This window comes from Paraburkholderia sp. GAS32, assembly GCF_050434225.1.
Lineage (GTDB): Bacteria > Pseudomonadota > Gammaproteobacteria > Burkholderiales > Burkholderiaceae > Paraburkholderia > Paraburkholderia madseniana.
The window spans coordinates 120,660-140,678 of the sequence record NZ_JBNPVS010000025.1 but is presented as its reverse complement, the minus strand read 5'-3'; the positions used below and the strand labels follow the sequence as shown (position 1 = coordinate 140,678).

At 63.0% G+C, this 20,019-nt stretch carries 17 protein-coding genes; 5 read left to right on the top strand and 12 right to left on the bottom strand.

From position 1 onward, the window contains the following. Window positions 1–200: 200 nt before the first annotated feature. The 9 genes from P3T25_RS27685 to P3T25_RS27645 form a co-directional block, all read right to left on the bottom strand. Window positions 201–1,592 carry an amino acid permease gene (locus P3T25_RS27685; RefSeq protein WP_171925052.1) on the bottom strand — a complete coding sequence of 464 codons (1,392 nt, stop codon included), beginning with the start codon at window positions 1,590–1,592 and terminating at the stop codon, window positions 201–203. 270 nt (window positions 1,593–1,862) lie between these two features. Then, on the bottom strand, window positions 1,863–2,519 hold the full coding sequence (gene rqpR, locus P3T25_RS27680; protein WP_154558906.1) for a response regulator transcription factor RqpR: 657 nt from the start codon (window positions 2,517–2,519) through the stop codon (window positions 1,863–1,865). 10 nt (window positions 2,520–2,529) lie between these two features. Next, window positions 2,530–3,366: a sensor histidine kinase gene (locus tag P3T25_RS27675; protein ID WP_429359863.1), complete on the bottom strand. Its 837-nt coding sequence runs from the start codon at window positions 3,364–3,366 to the stop codon at window positions 2,530–2,532. A 432-nt stretch (window positions 3,367–3,798) separates the two neighbouring features. Next, a complete protein-coding gene (locus P3T25_RS27670; RefSeq protein WP_154558904.1) occupies window positions 3,799–4,569 on the bottom strand; it encodes a ferredoxin--NADP reductase in 771 nt (256 codons plus the stop codon). Window positions 4,570–5,156: 587 nt separating this feature from the next. Continuing rightward, complete coding sequence (locus tag P3T25_RS27665; protein WP_154558903.1) at window positions 5,157–6,116, bottom strand: ABC transporter permease; 960 nt, start codon at window positions 6,114–6,116, stop codon at window positions 5,157–5,159. A gap of 29 nt (window positions 6,117–6,145) precedes the next feature. Beyond that, window positions 6,146–7,123 carry an ABC transporter permease gene (locus P3T25_RS27660; RefSeq protein WP_154558917.1) on the bottom strand — a complete coding sequence of 326 codons (978 nt, stop codon included), beginning with the start codon at window positions 7,121–7,123 and terminating at the stop codon, window positions 6,146–6,148. A gap of 40 nt (window positions 7,124–7,163) precedes the next feature. Further along, window positions 7,164–8,729: a sugar ABC transporter ATP-binding protein gene (locus P3T25_RS27655; protein ID WP_154558918.1), complete on the bottom strand. Its 1,566-nt coding sequence runs from the start codon at window positions 8,727–8,729 to the stop codon at window positions 7,164–7,166. Window positions 8,730–9,114: 385 nt separating this feature from the next. Next, a complete protein-coding gene (locus P3T25_RS27650; protein ID WP_171925054.1) occupies window positions 9,115–10,134 on the bottom strand; it encodes an ABC transporter substrate-binding protein in 1,020 nt (339 codons plus the stop codon). A 113-nt stretch (window positions 10,135–10,247) separates the two neighbouring features. Then, window positions 10,248–11,300, bottom strand: a complete 1,053-nt coding sequence (locus P3T25_RS27645; protein ID WP_171925191.1) for a LacI family DNA-binding transcriptional regulator — start codon at window positions 11,298–11,300, stop codon at window positions 10,248–10,250. A gap of 339 nt (window positions 11,301–11,639) precedes the next feature. Here P3T25_RS27645 and P3T25_RS27640 point away from each other — a divergent pair, with 339 nt between their 5' ends. Beyond that, the gene (locus tag P3T25_RS27640) at window positions 11,640–12,629 is read left to right on the top strand and encodes an aldose 1-epimerase (RefSeq protein WP_429359860.1); all 990 of its coding nucleotides are present in this window, start codon (window positions 11,640–11,642) and stop codon (window positions 12,627–12,629) included. Window positions 12,630–12,723: 94 nt separating this feature from the next. Here the strand turns inward: P3T25_RS27640 and P3T25_RS27635 are convergent, their stop codons facing one another. Then, window positions 12,724–13,521 carry an endonuclease/exonuclease/phosphatase family protein gene (locus P3T25_RS27635; protein ID WP_429359858.1) on the bottom strand — a complete coding sequence of 266 codons (798 nt, stop codon included), beginning with the start codon at window positions 13,519–13,521 and terminating at the stop codon, window positions 12,724–12,726. Between the two features lie 77 nt (window positions 13,522–13,598). Further along, window positions 13,599–14,093 carry a hypothetical protein gene (locus P3T25_RS27630; RefSeq protein WP_429359856.1) on the bottom strand — a complete coding sequence of 165 codons (495 nt, stop codon included), beginning with the start codon at window positions 14,091–14,093 and terminating at the stop codon, window positions 13,599–13,601. A 294-nt stretch (window positions 14,094–14,387) separates the two neighbouring features. Between P3T25_RS27630 and P3T25_RS27625 the strand changes: the two genes are divergently transcribed. The 4 genes from P3T25_RS27625 (at window position 14,388) to P3T25_RS27610 (ending at window position 18,459) form a co-directional block, all read left to right on the top strand. After that, a complete protein-coding gene (locus P3T25_RS27625) occupies window positions 14,388–15,365 on the top strand; it encodes an AAA family ATPase (RefSeq protein WP_408516120.1) in 978 nt (325 codons plus the stop codon). A 493-nt stretch (window positions 15,366–15,858) separates the two neighbouring features. Next, window positions 15,859–16,965 (top strand): NAD(P)/FAD-dependent oxidoreductase, encoded by a 1,107-nt coding sequence (locus tag P3T25_RS27620; RefSeq protein ID WP_154558897.1) that lies wholly within the window; start codon window positions 15,859–15,861, stop codon window positions 16,963–16,965. A gap of 212 nt (window positions 16,966–17,177) precedes the next feature. Further along, window positions 17,178–17,489: a high-potential iron-sulfur protein gene (locus tag P3T25_RS27615; RefSeq protein WP_154558896.1), complete on the top strand. Its 312-nt coding sequence runs from the start codon at window positions 17,178–17,180 to the stop codon at window positions 17,487–17,489. Window positions 17,490–17,763: 274 nt separating this feature from the next. Continuing rightward, window positions 17,764–18,459 (top strand): MFS transporter, encoded by a 696-nt coding sequence (locus tag P3T25_RS27610; RefSeq protein WP_429359852.1) that lies wholly within the window; start codon window positions 17,764–17,766, stop codon window positions 18,457–18,459. A gap of 27 nt (window positions 18,460–18,486) precedes the next feature. Here P3T25_RS27610 and P3T25_RS27605 read toward each other — a convergent pair whose 3' ends face one another. After that, the gene (locus P3T25_RS27605) at window positions 18,487–20,007 is read right to left on the bottom strand and encodes an amidase (RefSeq protein WP_171925058.1); all 1,521 of its coding nucleotides are present in this window, start codon (window positions 20,005–20,007) and stop codon (window positions 18,487–18,489) included. Between the last annotated feature and the right edge of the window lie 12 nt (window positions 20,008–20,019).

Here is a 20,019-nt window from a genome sequence, read left to right as displayed (position 1 = left end):
GTGTCAACCATGTCCCCGCACGTCTGTCAGCTATGTCTCCGGTCTATACACAGCCGGCAAAGAGAAGTAGGTGCCGCCCCGCACAGGGGCAACGCGAATAGACCACTAACAATGCAAGGAAAGGCACCAAAGCCAGATCAAGGAAAGGCCAAAGCCCCAAGAACACTGACAAAAGCGCCGAGCAGGCAAAACCCAAACCCTTATTTCGCCAACTTGGAATGCCGGCGAGAGTAACCAAAATAAATAACCATCCCAATCAGCAACCAAACCACAAACGCCACCCAGGTAACAGCCTGGAGATTGACCATCAAAAACAAACACGAGGCGACAGCCAACACCGGCACCACCGGCACACCAGGACACCGGAACGCCCGCGGCAACTCAGGATGCGTCTTCCGCAAAACCAGCACCGCAATCGACACCATCGAAAACGCGGCCAACGTGCCGATATTGATCAGCTCAGCCAGCACATTCAACGGCACCAGCGCGCCAATCAGCCCGAAGAAAATCCCCACGAGCCACGTCGTAAAGAACGGCGTAGCAAACTTCGGATGCACCCGGGAAAGCCGTGCAGGCAACAACCCATCCCGCGACATCGCGAAAATCACGCGCGTCTGGCCATAAGCCATCACCAGAATCACCGTCAGCATGCCCAGCACCGCACCAAGGTCGATAAAGCCCGCCACCCACTTCTGACCCGCCACCTGCAACGCGTAAGACACCGGATGCGAAATGTTCGCGAACTGCGCCGACGGCACGATGCCGGTGACCACAGCCGCCACCGCGACGTAGAGCACCGCGCACACACCCAGCGACGCAATGATCCCAATCGGCAAATCGCGCTTCGGATCCTTCACTTCCTCCGCCGCGGAAGACACCGAATCGAACCCGATGAACGCGAAGAACATCACCGCCGCCGCGCCGAACACGCCGTTCCAGCCGTTCGGCATGAACGGATGCCAGTTCGCCGGCGTCACGTGGAAAACACCCACGCCGATCACCAGCAGCACCACGATCACCTTGATCGCCACCATGATGTTGTTGATTCGCGCGGATTCACGCACGCCAAGCGACAACAGCGCCGTGATCGCCATCATCACGAGGAAAGCGGGCAGGTTGAACCATGTCTCGTGCCCGGGCAAGGCGCCGGGCGCCGCCGTCAGCGCAACCGGCAAGCTCACGCCGAAGCCCGACAGCAACGATTGCAGATAGCCCGACCAGCCGACCGATACCGCCGACGTTGCCAGCCCGTACTCGAGCATCAAGTCCCAGCCGATGATCCACGCGGCCAGCTCGCCGAGCGTCGCGTACGAATACGTGTAGATGGACCCCGCAACCGGAATCGTCGAAGCGAACTCGGCATAGGCGAGCGCGGCGAACCCGCAGGCAATCGCCGCGATCAGGAACGACACCATCAGCGCCGGGCCGGCCTGAACCGCGCCCGTGCCGGTCAGCACGAAAATGCCAGTGCCGATAATGGCGCCGACGCCGAGGAAAGTCAGATCGAGCGCGCCAAGCGCTTTCTTCAGGCCGGCGTTCTGAGCGCTCGCGGCGATCATGTGCTCGACGCTCTTCTTGCGGAACAGGGACATTGGCGGTGGGTCTCCAGTAGTGCACGCATCTTGCGCGCCGAATGTCAGGGGAAACCCGCGATTTTAACGGATGAGCGCCTCTGCACCATTTTGGGACGGTGTTTTTAGCGTCTGAAGAGGAGGCGGAAAATGCCTGGTGAAAGCGATTTTGGCGTGACGTTTGTCTGGGCATGGCGCGCGGTGGAAAGGTTTTCGCGCGTTGCGTGCCCGGTCGGGCGGAATCGCGCCCGCGCTGATCGGGCGCTATTTAGTGATCTGGGGAAGAAAGCTTCAACCGGCCATCGCCGGATTCAAGTCGACGAGACGGTTGCTCATCACATAGAAGGTCAGCTCGGCGTTATTGCGCAGCTTCATCTTTTCGAGCAGCCGGGTGCGGTACACGCTGACCGTCTTCACCGACAGCGATAACGCCATGGCGATATCCGTCAGCCGCTTGCCGGACGCGAGCATGCATAGCGTCTGGTATTCGCGATCCGAGAGCTTTTCGTGCGGCAATTGTTCGCCGTCGAAGGAGACGTAGTCCGCCAGCGCTTCGGCCATGGCCGGGCTGACGTATTTGCGGCCCGCCGCGACCTGCTGGATTGCGCCGATCATCTGCGCGGCGTCGACCGTCTTCGACAGGTAGCCGGCGGCGCCGGCCTTCAGCGCGCGTACGGCGTACTGGTCCTCGCGGTACATCGAGAACATCAGTACGGCCACGCGCGGCGCTTTGCGTTTCAAACGCTTGAGCACTTCGACGCCATTCATGTCCGGCAGCGAAATGTCGAGCAGCACCACGTCGTAGCTGTGTTGGGCAACGGCGTCGAGCGCTTCGGCGCCGCTTTGCGCCTCGGTGACTTCGCGCGCCACGCCGCGGTCGAGCAGCAACTGGCGGACGCCTTGGCGAACCACCGCATGGTCGTCGGCCAGCAGGATGCGCAGGCTCATGATGGCGTGCTCACGATTGCAGCGCGCGACGCTCGGCGCCCGGTGCGCTCGCCAGCATCGCATCCCACGCAAAGCGTGCCTGCACGAGCGTGCCGCGCGACGCGGTGCCGCTGTCGCCGCGGCCTGAGCCGATCCGGCGGGCGCTGATCCGTAACGTGCCGTCGAAGGCGGCGCAGCGCGCCTGCATGCCGCTCAGGCCGAAATTGCCTCGACGGCTGCGGGCGGTGCGCGTCAAGCCGATGCCGTCGTCGCTGACGATCAAGGTCAGGTGGCGGCGGCCGGTCTCGATCCGCAGGTCGGCGGATTCGGCGCGCGCGTGCTTGGCAATATTGTTCAGTGCTTCCTGGGCGACCCGGAATATGGCCAGCGCCGCGTCGGTGGGCAGGCGCGTGAGCCGCACGTCGGCGGCACAGACGAAACTCGTGCGCAGGTTCGTGCGCGCTGCGAAGTCGCCAGTCCATTGCGCCAGCGCGCCGACAATGCCCGCTTCGAGCGACGGCGCATGCAGTTCCGCGACGGCCTGGCGGCTGGCGGTGCACACGGCGTCGAGCGAACGATTCGCAACGGCGAGCGCGGCGGCGCACTGCGGCGGCGCATCGGCGGGCAGCCAGGTTTCGACGCCGGCAAGGGCGAAACGCGTCGCGGTCAGCTCGGCGCCGACGCCGTCATGCAATTCGCGCGCCACATGGCGGCAGGCAGCCTCCTGCGCCTGAACGAGCTCAGCCGACAGTTGGCGCACGCGGGCGCGCAGTTGCGCGAGTTCGCGCTCAGCAGCGGAGGGCGGCGCGGCGTGTGCAAGTGAAGGCGGAATGTGGGCGCTAAACGGGACGACGGTCGACGTATCCATGACTTTCCCTCTCAGGAAGCAGTGCAAACGGCGAAGCGGGTGCGCATCGGCGGCGCGAAGACGAAAGAACGCATGCGAGTCTCTGGCCTCCAGTGACGTCCTTTCGCGTCGTCCGCGACGGACAAATCGCTACGGCGCATCGTAACGAAATTTACATTCAGTAACATGATGATCGTACTACGGCCGACGTTTAAAGCGACCGATCATGCGCCGCGATGATATCTCATAAAAAAGAAAAAATGCAGGTGCACCAAGGGTTAGCGCGTACATTTCACACAACGGTTGATGTTTTGCAACGCACGCAATGTAGGAATAATGCTGACGTCAAATGTCAGGGCGGTGGCGTCGATTTGTAACTGCGCAACAAAAAAGGAGCCCGAAGGCTCCTTTCTGGTGATTCCGCGGCGTGGGCCGCTCAATCTGAGCGTCCGCTTAGCCCACGAACGCTTTTTCGACCACGTAGTGACCCGGCGCGTTGTTGCTGCCTTCCTGGAAGCCCAAGTCGTCAAGCAGCTTGCGCGTGTCGCGCAGCATGTGCGGGCTGCCGCACAGCATCACACGGTCGTCTGCGAGCGAGAAGCCCGGCACGCCGAGGTCGGCGAACAGCTTTTCGGTTTCGATCAGTTCGGTGATGCGGCCGCGGTTCTGGAACGCTTCGCGCGTCACCGTCGGGTAGTACAGCAGCTTTTCCTGCACCAGCTCGCCCAGATGTTCGTGCGCCGGCAGGTGATCCGTGATGTATTCCTTGTACGCCAGCTCGTCGACGAAACGGCAGGTGTGCGTCAGGACCACGCGCTCGTAGCGCTCGTAAATGTCCGGATCTTTAATGATCGACATGAACGGGGCGAGACCCGTGCCGGTGGACAGCAGCCACAGCGTTTTGCCCGGCAGCAGGTTGTCGGCCATCAGCGTGCCGACCGGCTTCTTGCCGATCAGGACTTCGTCGCCGACCTTCAAATGTTGCAAACGCGACGTGAGCGGGCCGTCCTGCACCTTGATGCTCAGGAATTCGAGGTGCTCTTCGTAGTTCGCACTCGCAAGGCTATAGGCGCGGATCAGCGGCTTGCCGTCGACTTCGAGGCCCACCATCGTGAACTGGCCGTTTTCGAAACGGAACGACGGATCGCGCGTGCAGGTGAAGCTGAAAAGCGTATCGGTCCAGTGATGGACGCTCAGGACTGTTTGTGAATTCAGGTTGCTCATGGCTTCTTGGATAGTGCGAAAACAAAGGCGGCCAGTCGTTTTAGCCGGCCGGCACGGCAAGGGCGATGCTGCGCTAACCCGAGATCGGGAATCACGCGCAATCCGCTATTTTACCGCGCCCGCTGCCCGAGGGCTTTGGCGCGGCGGTTGAGCGTGGTGAAGCGGGCTACCGGACCTGGAAGCGTCGGCGCCGGCGGTTGTGACGATCGGCGCCGCGAAGTACGTTGGCGTGGCTGCAGCCGCGCTTCAGCAAGGGTACGGCGATGGGCGAAAACCGCGCAGGGCGGCTGCCATCGGCTGTCCGGCATGCGCCGGATAGGCGCCCCGCGCGGGCAACATTTTCAGGATGATACCGAAACCCGCCGTGCACCGCAGCATTGACCCTGCTGATAAAACTGGCAAAAGGGCGGGAGATCAGTGCGAAAGGTGAGGAAATCGGGCCGTAAAGGCGAGATGCGCAGGGCGAGCGCGCTCACTTCTGTTCGCGCTGCATGGCCTTGCCAGGTTGGTACACAAAGGTTGATTGGCGCTCGGGCGAACAGCCGGAATCCACCGTTAAATAAGGATTCCAGCGTTTCCTGTTTTGATTACGCCGGAGCCGCCACGCGCTTCTTGCCGCGCTGCTTCAGCACTCTTGCCTGCAGCACGATCACCAGCAGCAGGAACACCCCGCGAATCACCGATTGCCAGTACGCCGACAAGCTGATGAATCCCAGCCCGTTTTCGAAATTCAGCAGATTGAACACCAACCCGAGCAACAGCACGCCGGCGATCGTCATCGCAATCGAGCCTTCCCCACCGGTAAGCAAGGTGCCCCCGAGCACCACCGCGGAGATCGCGAACAGCTCCCAGCCAACGCCTTCGTTCGGCTGACCGGCGCCGAATTGTGCGGCGAGGATCACGCCTGCCATGCCGGCGAGCAGGCCGCTCACGGCATAAGCCATCACCAGCGTGCGGTCGACGTTCAGGCCCATTAGCCGCGCCGCTTCCTCGCTGCCGCCGATGGCCAGCGAATGCCGCCCGAAGCGCGTGCTGCGCAGCGCGAGCCAGCCGGCGATTGCGGCGACTGCCGCGACGATCCCCGGGATCGGCAGGCCGAACAGATCGCCTTGACCGAAGTTGCCGAAGTTCGAGTCGGCGGCGATCGACACCGCATCGTTCTTGCCGAGCAGCAGCGCGACGCCATGCGCGCCGAGGCTGGTCGCGAGCGTCACGATGAAGGGCAGGATTTTCAGCCGCGTGATGATCAGGCCGTTGAGCACGCCGACGGCCATGCCGGCCGCGCAGCCGGCCACGACCGCGACCCCGCCGCCGTACGCGCTGGTCAACGCGGCGACGACGCTCGCGAGAGCCGCCACCGTGCCGACCGACAGATCAATGCCGCCCGTGATGATCACGAAGGCCATGCCGATCGAGATCAGCGCGAACATCGAGTTGTAGCGCCAGAACGAGGTGATGTTGTAGGCCGAGCCGAAATGGTCGTAGCGCACGAGGCCGAGCACGATGAGCGTGACCAGTGCAAGGAGGATAGGAAGGTTCTTTTTCATCGCATCGAGTCCGGAGTGTCCTGCACGCTTTAACGCGAGCGGCGTTGCACATAAACCGCAGCGACGATGATGCCGGCCTTCACCACCAGTGCCGCCGCGTCGGGAATGCCGTGCGCGAGCAGCGTATAGCGCAGCAACTGGATGATCAGCGCGCCGATCAGCGTGCCGCCGATATACGCCTTGCCGCCCGTCAGCGCCGTGCCGCCGACCGCCACCGCGGCGATCGCGTCGAGTTCGACACCGAGTCCCACCACGTTCGCATCCGACGACGAATTCACCGAGATCGAGATCAGCCCCGCCAGTCCCGCGAGCGCGGCGCACACCGTGTAAGCGATCAGCTTGACGGTGGCCGTCGGCACACCGCACAGATAGGCGGCCTTTTCGTTGCCGCCGGTGATCAGCAGGTACTGGCCGAACAGGGTTTTGCGCACGATCCACGCGAACAGCACGACCAGCGCGAGCATCAGCAGCACCTGAAACGGCACGCCGGCGACCTTGCCCAAGGCGATCCACTGGAAGGCGGGCGTGTTGAACGCCTGCAGGCTGCCATCGGTGACGACCTGGGCGATGCCGCGCCCGGCGATGAACAGCACCAGCGTCGCGACAATCGGCTGGACGGATAGCCTCGTCACCAGCAAGCCGTTGAAGACGCCGCACGCGGCCGCCGCCAGCACCGGCAGCACGAACGCGAGCGCGATACCGCCCGGCCCGGGAATATTCAGGAACAGCATCGGCGCGAGCGCCCCTGAGATTGCCATCGACGCGCCCACCGACAGATCGATGCCGCCCGTCGCCACCACGAGCGTCATGCCGATGCCGACGATCACGATCGTCACCACCTGCGTCATGTTGACGTTGAAGGTTTGCAGCGACCAGAAGTGCGGGGTGAAGATCAGGTTGAAGAGCACCATCGCGAGCAACACGATCACTTCGCGTTGCATGGCCAGGTGCCGCCATTTCTTCACCGTCGATGCGGCCGTGGCGCGTGATGTGGCTGCGTCCGGCATAGGCGGCGTGGTTTGGGTGTGTATCGACTCGGTGTGCAACTTAAGCGCCATGACGGTCGCCCTCCAACGCGTCTTCGATATGTGCGGTCTGGGCGGCTTCGACCAGTTGCGATTGGCCTTCGCTGCCGTAGGCGATGGCGTCCATGATTGCGGTCTCGCTCATGTCGGCGCCGTTCAGTTCGGCGACGGTGCGGCCATCGCGGATCACCACCGCGCGGTCGGCCACCGCCGTCAGTTCTTCGAGTTCGGAGGCGGACAGCAGCACAGCGAGGCCCGCATCGCGCAGTTCACGCACGATCTTCGCCACGTCGGCTTTGGCGCCGACATCGATGCCGCGCGTCGGCTCGTCGAGCAACAGCAGCGAAGGTTCGGCAGCGAGCCAACGCGCAAGCAGGACCTTCTGCTGATTGCCGCCAGACAGTTCGCGAATCGGCTGATCGGCCGAACGCAGCTTGATGCCGAGCGACGCAATGAAACGGTCGACGATCACCTGCTGTTTCTTCACGTCGACCACGCCGTTCTTCGCCAGCGTGCGCAAGCAGACGAGCGTGAGGTTGTCGCGCACCGAGAGTTCGGGGACGATGCCTTCGGCTTTGCGGTCCTCGGTGAGGTAGGCGAGGCCGCGCGCGATCGCGTCCTGCGGTGACTTCAATGCCACCGTTTCTCCGCCAATCGACAATGAGCCTTGTTCGAGCGGATCGGCGCCGAACATCAGGCGCATGGTTTCGGTCCGGCCCGAGCCGAGCAGGCCCGCGAGTCCCACCGCTTCGCCCGCATGCACTTCAAGTGACACGTCGCTCACTTTCGGATGCGCGCTCAGGTGCGTCGCGGCGATCGCCTGCTTGCCGCGCCGCGCGAGGTTGGCTTCACGCGCAGCGGCGTCTTCGTGCACGACGGCGGCGAGCGTGCGGCCGAGCATCGTCGTGACGAGTTGCAGCTTGTCCATCTCCGCCATCGCGCTTTGCGCGACCGTCTGGCCGTCGCGCATCACGGTGACGCGGTCGCATAGCGCGTACAGTTCGTCGAGCCGGTGCGAGACGAAGATCACCGCGCGGCCGTCGTCGCGCAGTTTGCGCACCACCGTGAACAGCAATTCCACTTCGCGTTCATCGAGCGACGAGGTCGACTCGTCCATGATGACCATCTTCGCATCCGACGAGACGGCGCGCGCCAGCGCCACCATCTGCTGGATCGCGGTGGAATAGCGGCCGACCGGTTTCTTCACATCGATCTGCAAACCGAACGAATCGAGCAGGGCGGCGGCGCGTTGCTGTACCGCGCGCCAGTCGATCAGGCCGAAGCGGCGCGGCTCGCGGCCGAGGAAAATGTTCTCCGCAACCGAGCGGAACGGCACCAGGTTGATCTCCTGATAGATCGTGCTGATGCCGGCTTCACGCGCCTGCTTCGGCGTGCGGAAATCGACTTCACGGCCCTCGAAGCGCACGCTGCCCGAGCCGCGCCGATAGGCGCCGGTCAGGATTTTGATCATGGTCGATTTGCCGGCGCCGTTCTGGCCGATCAGCGCGTGCACTTCGCCGGCTGCCACGCTCAGATTGGCGCTGCGCAACGCGGGTACGCCGCCGAAGCTGATGCCGATGTCCTGCATCTCCAGCAGCGGCGAACGGGTAAGGGGAGAGTGCGGTGTCTGCGTGCCGGATTCCGTCACGGGTGTCCTCCTGATGCGTGTCCTGCTTCACGTGCTGCATGCGCTGGGCAGTGCGAGCCGCTGTGGCCGTTCGTTCGGGCTCCATGCAGGCGGTGTCGTCGAACCATGTTACGCCGCATAAAAGCGAAGCGACGGCCCGTGCTGCCACGAACGCGTCGCTCCGAACCCTTCCCGTCACCCGCCCCCCAAGGAGATCGATTCGGGGCGGGGACGTCCTGCGGGCACAGCTCTCGAAGAGGCTTTCTTCGAGGTACGGAGCGCGTGGACACTCCGCTAAAGCGCTGCCATCAAGCTACCCAACCGCGTGTACGACGGCGGCTGTCGATCAATAGCCGTACTGCATGCTCTGCTGCACGTTGCTCTTGTCGTAGAAGCGGTCCGAGACCTTGACCCACGTCGGGATCTTTTCGCCCTTCGCGTAACGTTGGGCGACGTCGCAGGCGAGCGGGCCGAAGAACGGGCTCGACTGCACGCTTGCGCCGAGTTCGCCGGCGGCGATCGCGTCCATGCCACCCTTGGTGCCGTCGATCGTGACGATCTGGATGTCCTTGCCCGGCTGCTTGCCGGCGGCCTTGATCGCGGCGATCGCGCCGAGCGCCATTTCGTCGTTATGCGCGTAGACGGCGGTCACTTCCGGGTGCGCCTGCAACAGCGTTTCCATCACCTGACGGCCCTTGTCGCGCGCGAAGTCACCGCTTTGCGAGGCGATGATCGTCATGCCCGGGTTCTTCGCGATGATTTCGTCGAAGCCCTTCTTGCGGTCGTTCGCGGCGGACGCGCCCGTCGTGCCTTCGAGTTCGATGATCTTCGCCTTGCCGCCGGTTGCCTTGACGAGCCAGTCAGCGGCGCGATGGCCCTGATCGATGAAGTCCGAACCGATGAAGGTGATGTAGTCGCGGCCCGCCTTGGCCACCGACTGGTCGACGTCACGGTCCACCAGGATCACCGGAATGCCGGCCTTTTTAGCCTGCAGCACGACCGGCGCCAGCGGTTTTTCTTCGCGCGGCGGGAACACCAGCAGATCGACGTGCTGCGCGATCATGCTTTGAATGTCAGAGACCTGCTTGGAGTTGGAGCCGTTGGCGTCGGTCATCACGACCTGCCAGCCGCACTTCGCGGCGATGTCCTTGAAGCTCTTGGTTTCCGCGAGACGCCACGGATTGTTGCTTTCGGTCTGCGCGAAGCCGACCTTCAGCGGCGTCTTGCTGGCCAACTTCGGCAACGCGTCGTCGGCGTGCGCAGTGGCGACGCCGAACCCGATTGCCAGAGCCAGCAGTGAACCTGCCAGCGGACGAATCTGCTGCTTGCGCGCGTGCGTGCGCGACTGCGTGTTGAGCGACGCCATTGTCTTCCTCCAGTACCTGGTGAGGTGTATTTGCTTTTTAGTGTTTCTCCTGTCGGCCGAGCTGTTTCACCCTGACCGGACGTGCCGATTATTCCACCGGGAATTATTATCGGTCAATCACTAATAATATTAATTATTGGCTTTTCTGCCTCGGTAATTACCCTGACCGAACCGCGTTCGACGAGCGGTCCGTCGAGTTTGACGAGGCGATGCCGCACCGGTGCGCCCGCTGCGCGGTTGTGCTCTTCCTGCAGCAGGGTTTCGACGGCCCAGCGTCCCAGTTCGTAGTTCGGCAGCACCACGGTCGACAGCGGCGGATGCGTGTGGCGGGCAATTTCCTGGTCGTCGTAGCCGAGCACGGAAACGTCTTCGGGCACACGCAGGCCGAGTTGCTTCAGAGCCTCGATCGCGCCCAGCGCGGTCAGGTCGTTGGCGCAGAAAATGGCGGTCGGCGGATGCGCTTCGCGCATCAGGGAGAGCGTCATTTCGAAGCCGACTCCCGAACTCCAGTCGCCGTCGCGCACCAGTTCCGGCGCGTACGGCAGGTCGGCGGTGGCGAGCGCCGTGCGATAGCCCTTGAGGCGGTCTTTCGAGGCGTCCTGCCACGGCTCACCGTTGATATAGCCGATCCGCCGATGCCCTGACTGCAGCAGATAGTCGGTCGCCAGATGGCCACCCGCGACCTCGGCTGGCACCACCGATGACAACCCGCCTTCGCTCGTGTAGCAGTTCAGCAGCACGGTGGGCACCTGCGAGAGCGCCGCCGGCAAGGTGACCTTGCGGGTGTAGACGGTCGCGTAGATCACGCCGAATACGTGCGGATTGGACAGCGTCGCGTCGAGCACCTGCTTTTCGATGTCGGCGTTGCCGTGCGTCGAGTAGACGGCAAGCATCTTGCCGCTCGCATAGGCCGCATCGCGCGCGCCGTCGACGTTGACGACCGGATGCGGGCTAGTGGAAATCTCGTCGGCCAGATAGACGATCAAGTTGCGTTCATCGTCCGAAACCGATACCGGTTCGCGCAGCGACAGCCGGTAGCCGAGGTCGTGCGCGGCCTTCAGCACCTTGTTGCGGGTGGTCTCAGAGAATTTTGCGCCGGTCGCGTTGTTCAGCACGAGCGAAACAGTAGATTGCGACACGCCGGTGAGCTTGGCGATGTCGGTCATGGTCGGGCGGCGTTGAGTCGATTTTTTCATTGTGCGGGCCGCGCTGCAGCGGCGCAAAAGCAGGAGCATGCCGGTGGCATTCGTGGTGCTGACGGTACCACTAATAATATGCGCGCGGCAACGCGCGCTAACCCGCCATTTGGGAGATTTGGTAAGGCAAGAATTGGTTAGTTTTGGTGAATTTATTACTAATAATATTGACCGATACGCTTTGGCGTGCGATTCTCGGTCGCGCGGAGCCTGACGGTTCCGCCGGCCGCGCGCTGTGCGCGGCATGTCATAGGAGACATCGATGGGCGTTCATGCCGCCATCCGCCTGAGGCCCCGCCTTTTCTGACCATGCGCGACGTTTCCTTGAATCCGATCCGGCCATTCGTCGCTGAACTCACCGGGCTCACGTGGCTCGACGACCCCGCGATCGCGCCGTCGCTTGTCACGCTGACGGCTGGCGCCATGCACGTGGTGGTCGCGCCTGAAGTCGGCGGCGCGCTCGCGGCTTACTATGAGTCGACGCCAGAAGGCCCGCTTCACTGGCTGCGGCCAGCCACGCAAGCAGCGTTCGATCAACGTGATCCGCTGCGCATGGCGAGCTTTCCGCTCTTTCCCTATTGCAACCGGATTCGCGACGCGCGTTTCCAGTTCGACGGCGGCACAGTCGATCTGAACGGCAACGACCTGCGCTTTACGCATGCGCTGCATGGCAACGCGTGGCGGCATCCGTGGCAGGTGGGGGCGCGCACGGAGAGCTCCGTGGAATTGCACTTCGAACACGAACCGGACTCACGGCAGCCCGGCGACTGGCCGTTCCGTTATCGCGCGCGGCAGCGCATCGAGTTGATCGGCGGCGCGCTGCGTATCACGCTGTCCGCGCAGAATCTCGGTGACCGGCCGATGCCCTTCGGCATGGGTCATCACCCGTACTATCCGCGCACCGCGCAGACCCGCGTCTACGCCGAAGTGCAAGCCATGTGGCATGCCGACGCCGACGTGCTGCCCACGCATCTCGGCCCGCACCCTGCGGTCGAGGCGTTGCGCCACGGCATGTCGCCGGACACGTTCGCGCTCGACAACAACTTCGCCAACTGGTCGCGCGAGGCGACGATTGCATGGCCCGACGAACACCGTCAACTGACGATGACCGCCGATGCGCCCTTCGATCATATGGTGGTATTCGCGCCCGCTAACGATGCACAGCTATGTGTCGAACCGGTGACCAACACGACCGATTGCTTCAACGCGATGGGCATGCGCGAGCAGGTGGGCGGCTGCGTGTTGCAGCCCGGCGAGGAGATCGCGGCGGCGCTGAACTGGACGCCGCGAAGAGGCTAATGCGCGTTGGTCAGCGTCGTCCTGCCGGCTTCACGTTTGCAGCAGGGAAGAGAAAAAGGCGGCTAAAGGCGGCTAGGCCGCCTTTTAAAGTAGTTCACTCGACTCGCAACCGCGCCATATACGGCAAATGATCCGACAGCCACGCCGTTTCCTGCGTCGGCTGGATCCATTCGACCGGCTCCATACCGCGCACGAACATCTTGTCGAGCGCGAGCGCTGGCGAGAAGGCCGGAAATGTGCGGCCCGATTCGCCGAGCAGCGTCGCCACTTCGTGCAAGCCGTGTTCGGCGAAGAGCGGCACCGAGTCGTTGCGCCAGTCGTTGAAGTCGCCGGCCAGCACCAGCGGACCTTCCGGCGCTTCCTTCGCGATCCAGTGCGCGATCCAGTTCATCTGCCGCAAGCGCGCCGAGCGCGTGAGCGCGAGATGCGCGCACAGCAGCGTGACCGAATGACCGCCGAAGGTCGCTCGCGCCACCAGCAGTCCGCGCTTTTCGAAGCGATGCGCGGAGATATCCCAGCGTCCGCCGAGATCGAGCGGATGCGGCGACAGAATCGCATTGCCATGCCGCCACGACGGCTTGAAGACGTTTGGCCCAAGCGCGATTTCAAGTTCGGCCGCGCGAGCGATCTCGGTGGCCTGACAGTGCCAGACATCGCTCAACGGATCGCCGAGCGGCGAGCCGAAACTACTTGCCAATATCGGCGAGGGCATGCGCCGCGCCATCGCTTCCTGTAAAAAATACGCGTCCGCATGGGTCGACTGAACCCAGCGCTGCATCGCCTGCCAAGCCTGAAAGCCGAGCGGTGTGCGGCCCTTATGCAGATTCCAGCTGACCGCAATGAAATCCTTGGGCGCTGCGCTCTCGCGGATCAATTCTTCTGGGTTTCGCATGCCGCGTTGTCCACGTGTTCTGTTGGGGGCTTCGGTTGTTCGTTTCGGTTCGTGCAGTTCGCATTGTTCGCATTGCACTAGTTCGCGCTGTTCGCAAGGCTCGCACGCACGCGATAAACCAGGCTCGGATTCTTGTCGACGATCGTCCAATTGACCCACTGACCAGGCGGCAGCTTCAGGCCGGGATGGCTTGCGCTCACCTGACGCGGTTGCGGCGGCAACTTGCAACCGGTGTCGGTTTGTCGTGCGGCGTCTTCCTCGAATGTTTCCTGGGCTTCGATCGACAGCGTGACCGTGCTCGCATCCGCCTGCAGCGGCGAGATCGTCAGCGTGCGCGCCAGATCGATGCTGCCGCCAGGCTGGTCTTTACAGCCGACGTTATGCTGGACCATCTTGTGATGCGTGTCCGTGCGCGCCTGGCCGACGGTGGTGGTGCCGTCGAACGAATCGATCTGCTGGCCGTCGCGCATGACCTGCAACTGCCATTGCACGGCCTGTTGCGCCGCCCCTTGTTGCGCGTTCGCAAGCAGCGAAGTGCCGAACAGCACGGCGGCGATACTGGTTTTCCACATAGAAGGATTCTCCGGTCACTGCGTCCGGCAGAGTAGACAGAAGGCCATCTTACGCCTGATGGGCTGAACGCCTTTCTGACACTTCAAACGGGGCCGGGTTCAGCAAAACACCATTTCCGATGAGGAGGTGAATCCCCAAGGGGGCGTCCTCCAGGGCGTCGCAGGAAACACACCCTTGTTAGCAGCAGACCCGCATGACTGCTGGCTTGCACGCGAATATGGCCTCGCTACACTGGACCTGAAACGGTGTCCATCAGGCGCCGCAGCAGCAAGACCAGCCAGACGGGGTGTGCGATGACAACAGCAATGGTCAAACAGGAAATCGCCGTGGCATCTTTCAGCAGGGTGTACGACCTCGATCAGGTCGAGACCGCGCTGAACGAGCTCAGCGAAGGGGCGAACGAGGCGCTGCGCGCGACGTACGAAAAGATGCTGAAAACCGGCAATCTGCGCTTCTGCGTCAAGCCGAACCGGATGCCGTCGATTGACGATCTGATCGACGCGCTGCCCAACTTTGCGGAACCGCTCGACGACATCCGCAAGCAGGTCGCCTTGTGTCTCGAGACTGAAGACCGGCTCGAACTGATGCCGATCCTGTTGCTCGGCGAACCGGGCATCGGCAAGACGCACTTTGCCAAGCAATTGGCGCGCATGCTCGGCACCGCGTACCAATACGTGGCGATGAGTTCGCTGACAGCGGGGTGGATTCTGTCGGGCGCATCGTCGCAATGGAAGAACGCGAAGCCGGGCAAGGTGTTCGACGCGCTCGTGAACGGCAGCTACGCCAACCCCGTGATTGCCGTCGACGAAATCGACAAGGCCACGGGCGATTCGCAATACGATCCGCTCGGCGCGCTTTACGCGCTGCTCGAACACGACACGGCGCAGACGTTCATCGACGAATTCGCGGAGATTCCGATCAATGCCGGCCATGTGATCTGGATCGCGACCGCGAACGACGAGCGCTCGATCCCGGAGCCGATTCTGAACCGGATGAACGTGTACGAGATTCCGCCGCCGGATCGTGACGGCGCGCGCCGTATCGCTCAATCGATCTACGACGAGATTCGCTCGGCGCATAACTGGGGCCTGCGCTTTCCCGAAACGCTCGGCGACGCCGCGCTCGATGCGCTGAAGCTGGCCTCGCCGCGTGAAATGCGGCGCGCGATTCTGAATGGCTTCGGCGCGGCACGCATCGACGGGCGGGATCGGATCGAAGCCGGCGACATCCGTCTGGATTACGGAAATCGCAGGAAACCGATCGGTTTTTGAGCATTTTTGCTCTGTTTTTGTCAGAAAGCCGCCTTCGGACGGCTTTCTGCGGACACGAAACAGGCGGTTCGACACTTAAAACAGGATGAATGTCGCAGCAATTGTTGCTAGTTTCGCGATTTCGGAGGGTTTGCGTCGGTCTGTCTTCGGCCAGACGGGCGTCCGGCGGCAAGGTGGTCGCCATAGCCGGCAATGCTCCGAGGACGCGGGGCGATGCCATCGCGCGCATGAAGATTCGAGCGCGACAATCGTCGACGGCGTACACTGGTCTTGTCCGGCCCATACGTTTAAGCCCTGCTCAAGACCGAATGCCCGCAGTCGTCTGCCTGCGGGCATTTCTGTCTGTGCAGCGTCGTACAATTTTGTAAAGCGGTTGCGTAAGGCCAGGTGCGTTCGACAGCGAGCGGTGTGCGGTCCTCGATAGCCGTACCCTGTCTTCATGATTATCGGGTGAACGAGGCAGCGCGCGGCGAGGTTAGCCGCGTCAAGGGACATGGATCAGATCGAATGTGTAGTGATCGGCGCTGGTGTCGTCGGTCTTGCCGTGGCGCGCGCATTGGCGGCGCGCGGGCGCGAGGTGATCGTGCTGGAAGCGGCGGAAGCGATTGGCGTGGGCACCAGCTCGCGCAATAGCGAAGTGATTCACGCGGGGATCTACTATCCGCGCGGCTCGTTGAAAGCGGCGCTTTGTGTGCGCGGTCGCGAGATGCTCTACGACTACTGCGTCGAGCACAACGTGCCGCACTCGCGCTGCGGCAAACTGCTGGTCGCCACCTCGCGCAATCAGATTCCTCAGCTCGAAAGCATCATGGCGAAGGGCCGTGAGAACGGTGTGCTCGACCTGATGCGAATCAACGGCGACCAGGCGCAAGCGCTCGAACCCGCGCTCGAATGTGTGGAGGCCGTGTTCTCGCCGCAGACGGGCATCGTCGATAGTCACCAGTTGATGCTGGCGATTCAGGGCGACGCCGAGCGCGACGGCGCGGTGTGTGCGTTCCATGCGCCGGTCAAGGCGATCGAAGCGAGCAACGGCCGCTTCATCATCAACGTGGGCGGCAGCGCGCCGACCACGATCAGCGCAGCCTGCGTGATCAATAGCGCCGGTTTGTACGCGAATGCGCTGGCGCGCAAGATTCGCGGCCTCGACGCGCGGCATGTGCCGCCGCTTTATCTCGCGCGCGGCAACTACTTCAGCATCTCGGGGCGCGCGCCGTTCAGCCGTCTGATCTATCCGATGCCGAACGAAGCCGGCCTCGGCGTGCATCTGACGATCGATCTCGGCGGCCAGGCGCGTTTCGGTCCCGACGTCGAATGGGTCGATGTGATTAATTACGACGTCGATCCGCATCGTGCGGATTCCTTTTACGCGGCGATTCGCGCGTACTGGCCCGCGCTTCCCGACGATGCCTTGCAGCCTGCTTATGCGGGGATTCGTCCGAAGCTTTCCGGCCCAGGCGAGCCCGCCGCCGACTTCGTGATTCAAGGGCCGGCCGCGCATGGCGTGCGCGGGCTGGTCAATCTGTTCGGTATCGAGTCGCCTGGATTGACGGCGTCGCTAGCGATCGCTCAGCGTGTCTGCGAACTGAGTGGGCGCGCTTAATTGTCGCACCCTCGCGTTTTCACCTCGCTTCTCGCCCCGCTGCTCACGTCGTGCGAGCAACGGACATTCCGAGCGCGTAACGAGCGCGCGGGGGAGTGCAAATTCGGTTATCTCTATCATTTGGGCCGTCACGCGCGACAGCTTCATTGCTATCCTTAGGGACCGCTGTCATCAGAACGGCGATCAGTTCAATATAAATGGAGTGAGTCCCCATGAAATCTTCCCGTCGTACGTTTTTGATCACCAGCATTGGTGTGGCATCCACGTTTGCCCTGTCGCGCCAGGCTTTCGCCGACGCACCGAAGGTCGCCGAGACCGACCCGACCGCACAAGCGCTCGGCTACAAGGCCGACGCGAGCAAAGTCGACAAGGCCAAGTTCGCGAAATACGCAGCGGGCCAGGACTGCGGCAACTGCAGCTTCTATCAAGGCAAGCCGACCGACCCCTACGCGGGCTGCCCGATGTTCGCGGGCAAGCAGGTCGCGAGCACAGGTTGGTGCAGCGCATATAACAAGAAGGCCTGATTACGTTTCAGCCGCATACACATTCAGTGTCGCGGTAAATGCGCCGCAACATTGCGGTGCCGGACTGCGGTCTGATCATAGAGGCGTCTGCCGCCCTGCGCGACAGACGCTTTTTTGCTGCTTGAAAACAGCTTGTGCGCTCTTTACACTCCAATGCGATTGCGGCGGCGGGCATTGTTTTTCTCTCTCGCGCCAGGGCGCACTAAGGCACGCTGAAGCACATCTACGCTGAGACGCCGTACCACGCGACATTTTTCGCAGGCTGGAGATTCGAATGGCACCAGCGTTACGGAGCCTCAATACACGCGCAGTCATGGCGGCCGTGATCGGCAACGCGCTCGAATGGTACGACTTCACCGTGTTCGGTTTCCTCACGGTGGTGATCGCACAATTATTCTTTCCAGCAGGAAACGACTATGCGTCGATGTTGCTGACCACCGCAACCTTCGGCGTCGCATTCGTCATGCGGCCGATCGGCGGCATCGTACTTGGACTTTACGCGGATCGGGCGGGACGCAAGGCGGCGCTATCGTTCGTCATCGCGCTGATGACGCTCGGCATTCTGCTGCTGGCGATTGCCCCGCCGTATTCGGCGATCGGCATCGGCGCGCCTTTGATGATCGTGCTCGGGCGTCTGTTGCAGGGTTTCTCCGCCGGTGGTGAATTCGGCAGTTCTACAGCTTTGCTGATCGAAGCGGCGCCGTTCTCGAAGCGCGGCTTCTACGGCAGTTGGCAGATGGCGAGCCAGGCGGCGGCGCTTCTGCTCGGTGCGGTGGTTGGCGCGTTGATCACACACGGCCTCTCGCCCGAGGCGCTGAATTTTGTCGTGACGTGGCTCATCAACACTAAGGGTTCGCCGCTCGCGCCGACTTATTACGTGATGGGCGGATTGGCGTTGTCGATCGTGGCAGTGGCGTGCATTCCCGGCAAGCGCCACGCGGATCTCGATGCGCGGCGCAAACCGGCTTGAGGGTTCAGTCGTTCGGCGCCAGTTCGTCTAGCTGCGTGCCGGTATCAACGGTGGCCGTTTGTCGAACCACGGCCGCGCCGCTTCGAGTTGCGCGGCCAGTCGCAACAGCGTTGCTTCGCCGCCGTTACGCGTGGCGAACTGCACGCCGATGGGCAGCCCGCGCGCGTTCCAGTAAAGCGGCACCGACATCGCCGGTTGTCCGCTCAGATTGAACAACGCTGTGCATCCCGCCCATGCGAACCCCTTGTTCGACGCTTCGGTCAGCACCTTCTTCATCAGGGCTTCGAGCGGCATCGCCGTGACGGCGCGCATCTGCATGCGCTCCGCGGAGGTGGGGTGCATTTCGCCGATCTTGATCGGCGCGTCGGCGAGCGTCGCGCACAGCAGCACGTCGTAGCGGTTCAGCAAATCGGTGAGACGCTCTGTGATGCGGCGCTGTTCTTCCAGTGCGCTGGGCAGGCCGTGCTCGCCGAGTTTGCGGCCGATGTGCGCCATCGTCCATGTCGAGATTTCGAATTCGTCGCGCAGCGGCTTGCGGCCGGTGATGCGATCGGCGTTCAGCACCATTTCTTCCGCCGTCACCGACCAGATCATCAGGAACGCATGGCGGACTGCCGCGAAATCGATGCCGAGCGACACCGGTTCGATGTTATGGCCTAGCGAACTGGCGAGTTGCGCGGCGTCTTCGAGCGCGGCGCGCGAGTCGGCGGAGAGCGAGAAGGCCAGCATCGGATCAGTGACGTAGGCAATGTTCAGCGGCTTGCATGGCTCGCGGCTGGCGCCAAGGAAAGTGCCCGGCGCGCCGAGCGGCCTGTCCGCGTTGCCCGCCAGCAGATCGAGCAGCAATGCACTGTCGCGCACACTGCGCGATACCGCGTGATCGATGCCGAGTTCACCGACTGCGGCAGTCGGTGTCGCGCGCGGGACACGTCCGCGCGAAGGCTTGAGGCCGAATAGTCCGCAACATGAAGCGGGAATGCGGATCGAGCCGCCACCATCCGATGCATGCGCGAGTGGCACGATGCCCGCAGCCACTGCCGCGGCCGCACCGCCGCTCGAACCGCCAGGCGTGTGGTCGAGATTCCACGGATTGCGGCACGCGCCGAACAATTCGGGCTCCGTATAAGGCATCTGACCGAGTTCGGACGTACTGGTCTTGGCGAAGATGTTGAGACCGGCCGCCTTTGCGAGCGCGACGACCGGTGCGTCCTCGGTAGGAATGAAATGGCGATAGTGGCGGCTGCCCATCGACATGCGCAATCCGGCGACCGCTGCGCCCAGGTCCTTGATCAGATAAGGCACGCCCGCGAGCGCTGCTTGCGTGCTGCCACCATCCGCTTGGTTCGCGCCGTTCGCTCTGTTCGCATCATCACGCGAGGCACGCTGACGCGCGGCGTCATAGTCCTTCAGGACGATCGCATTGATCGCGGGATTGACGGCCTCGGTGCGGGAGATCGCGATGTCCAGCAATTCGCGAGCGCTTGCTTCGCGGCTTCGAACCAGTTCGGCGAGGCCGATGGCGTCATGGGCGAGATAGTCTGATTGCACGACGGAGGGACC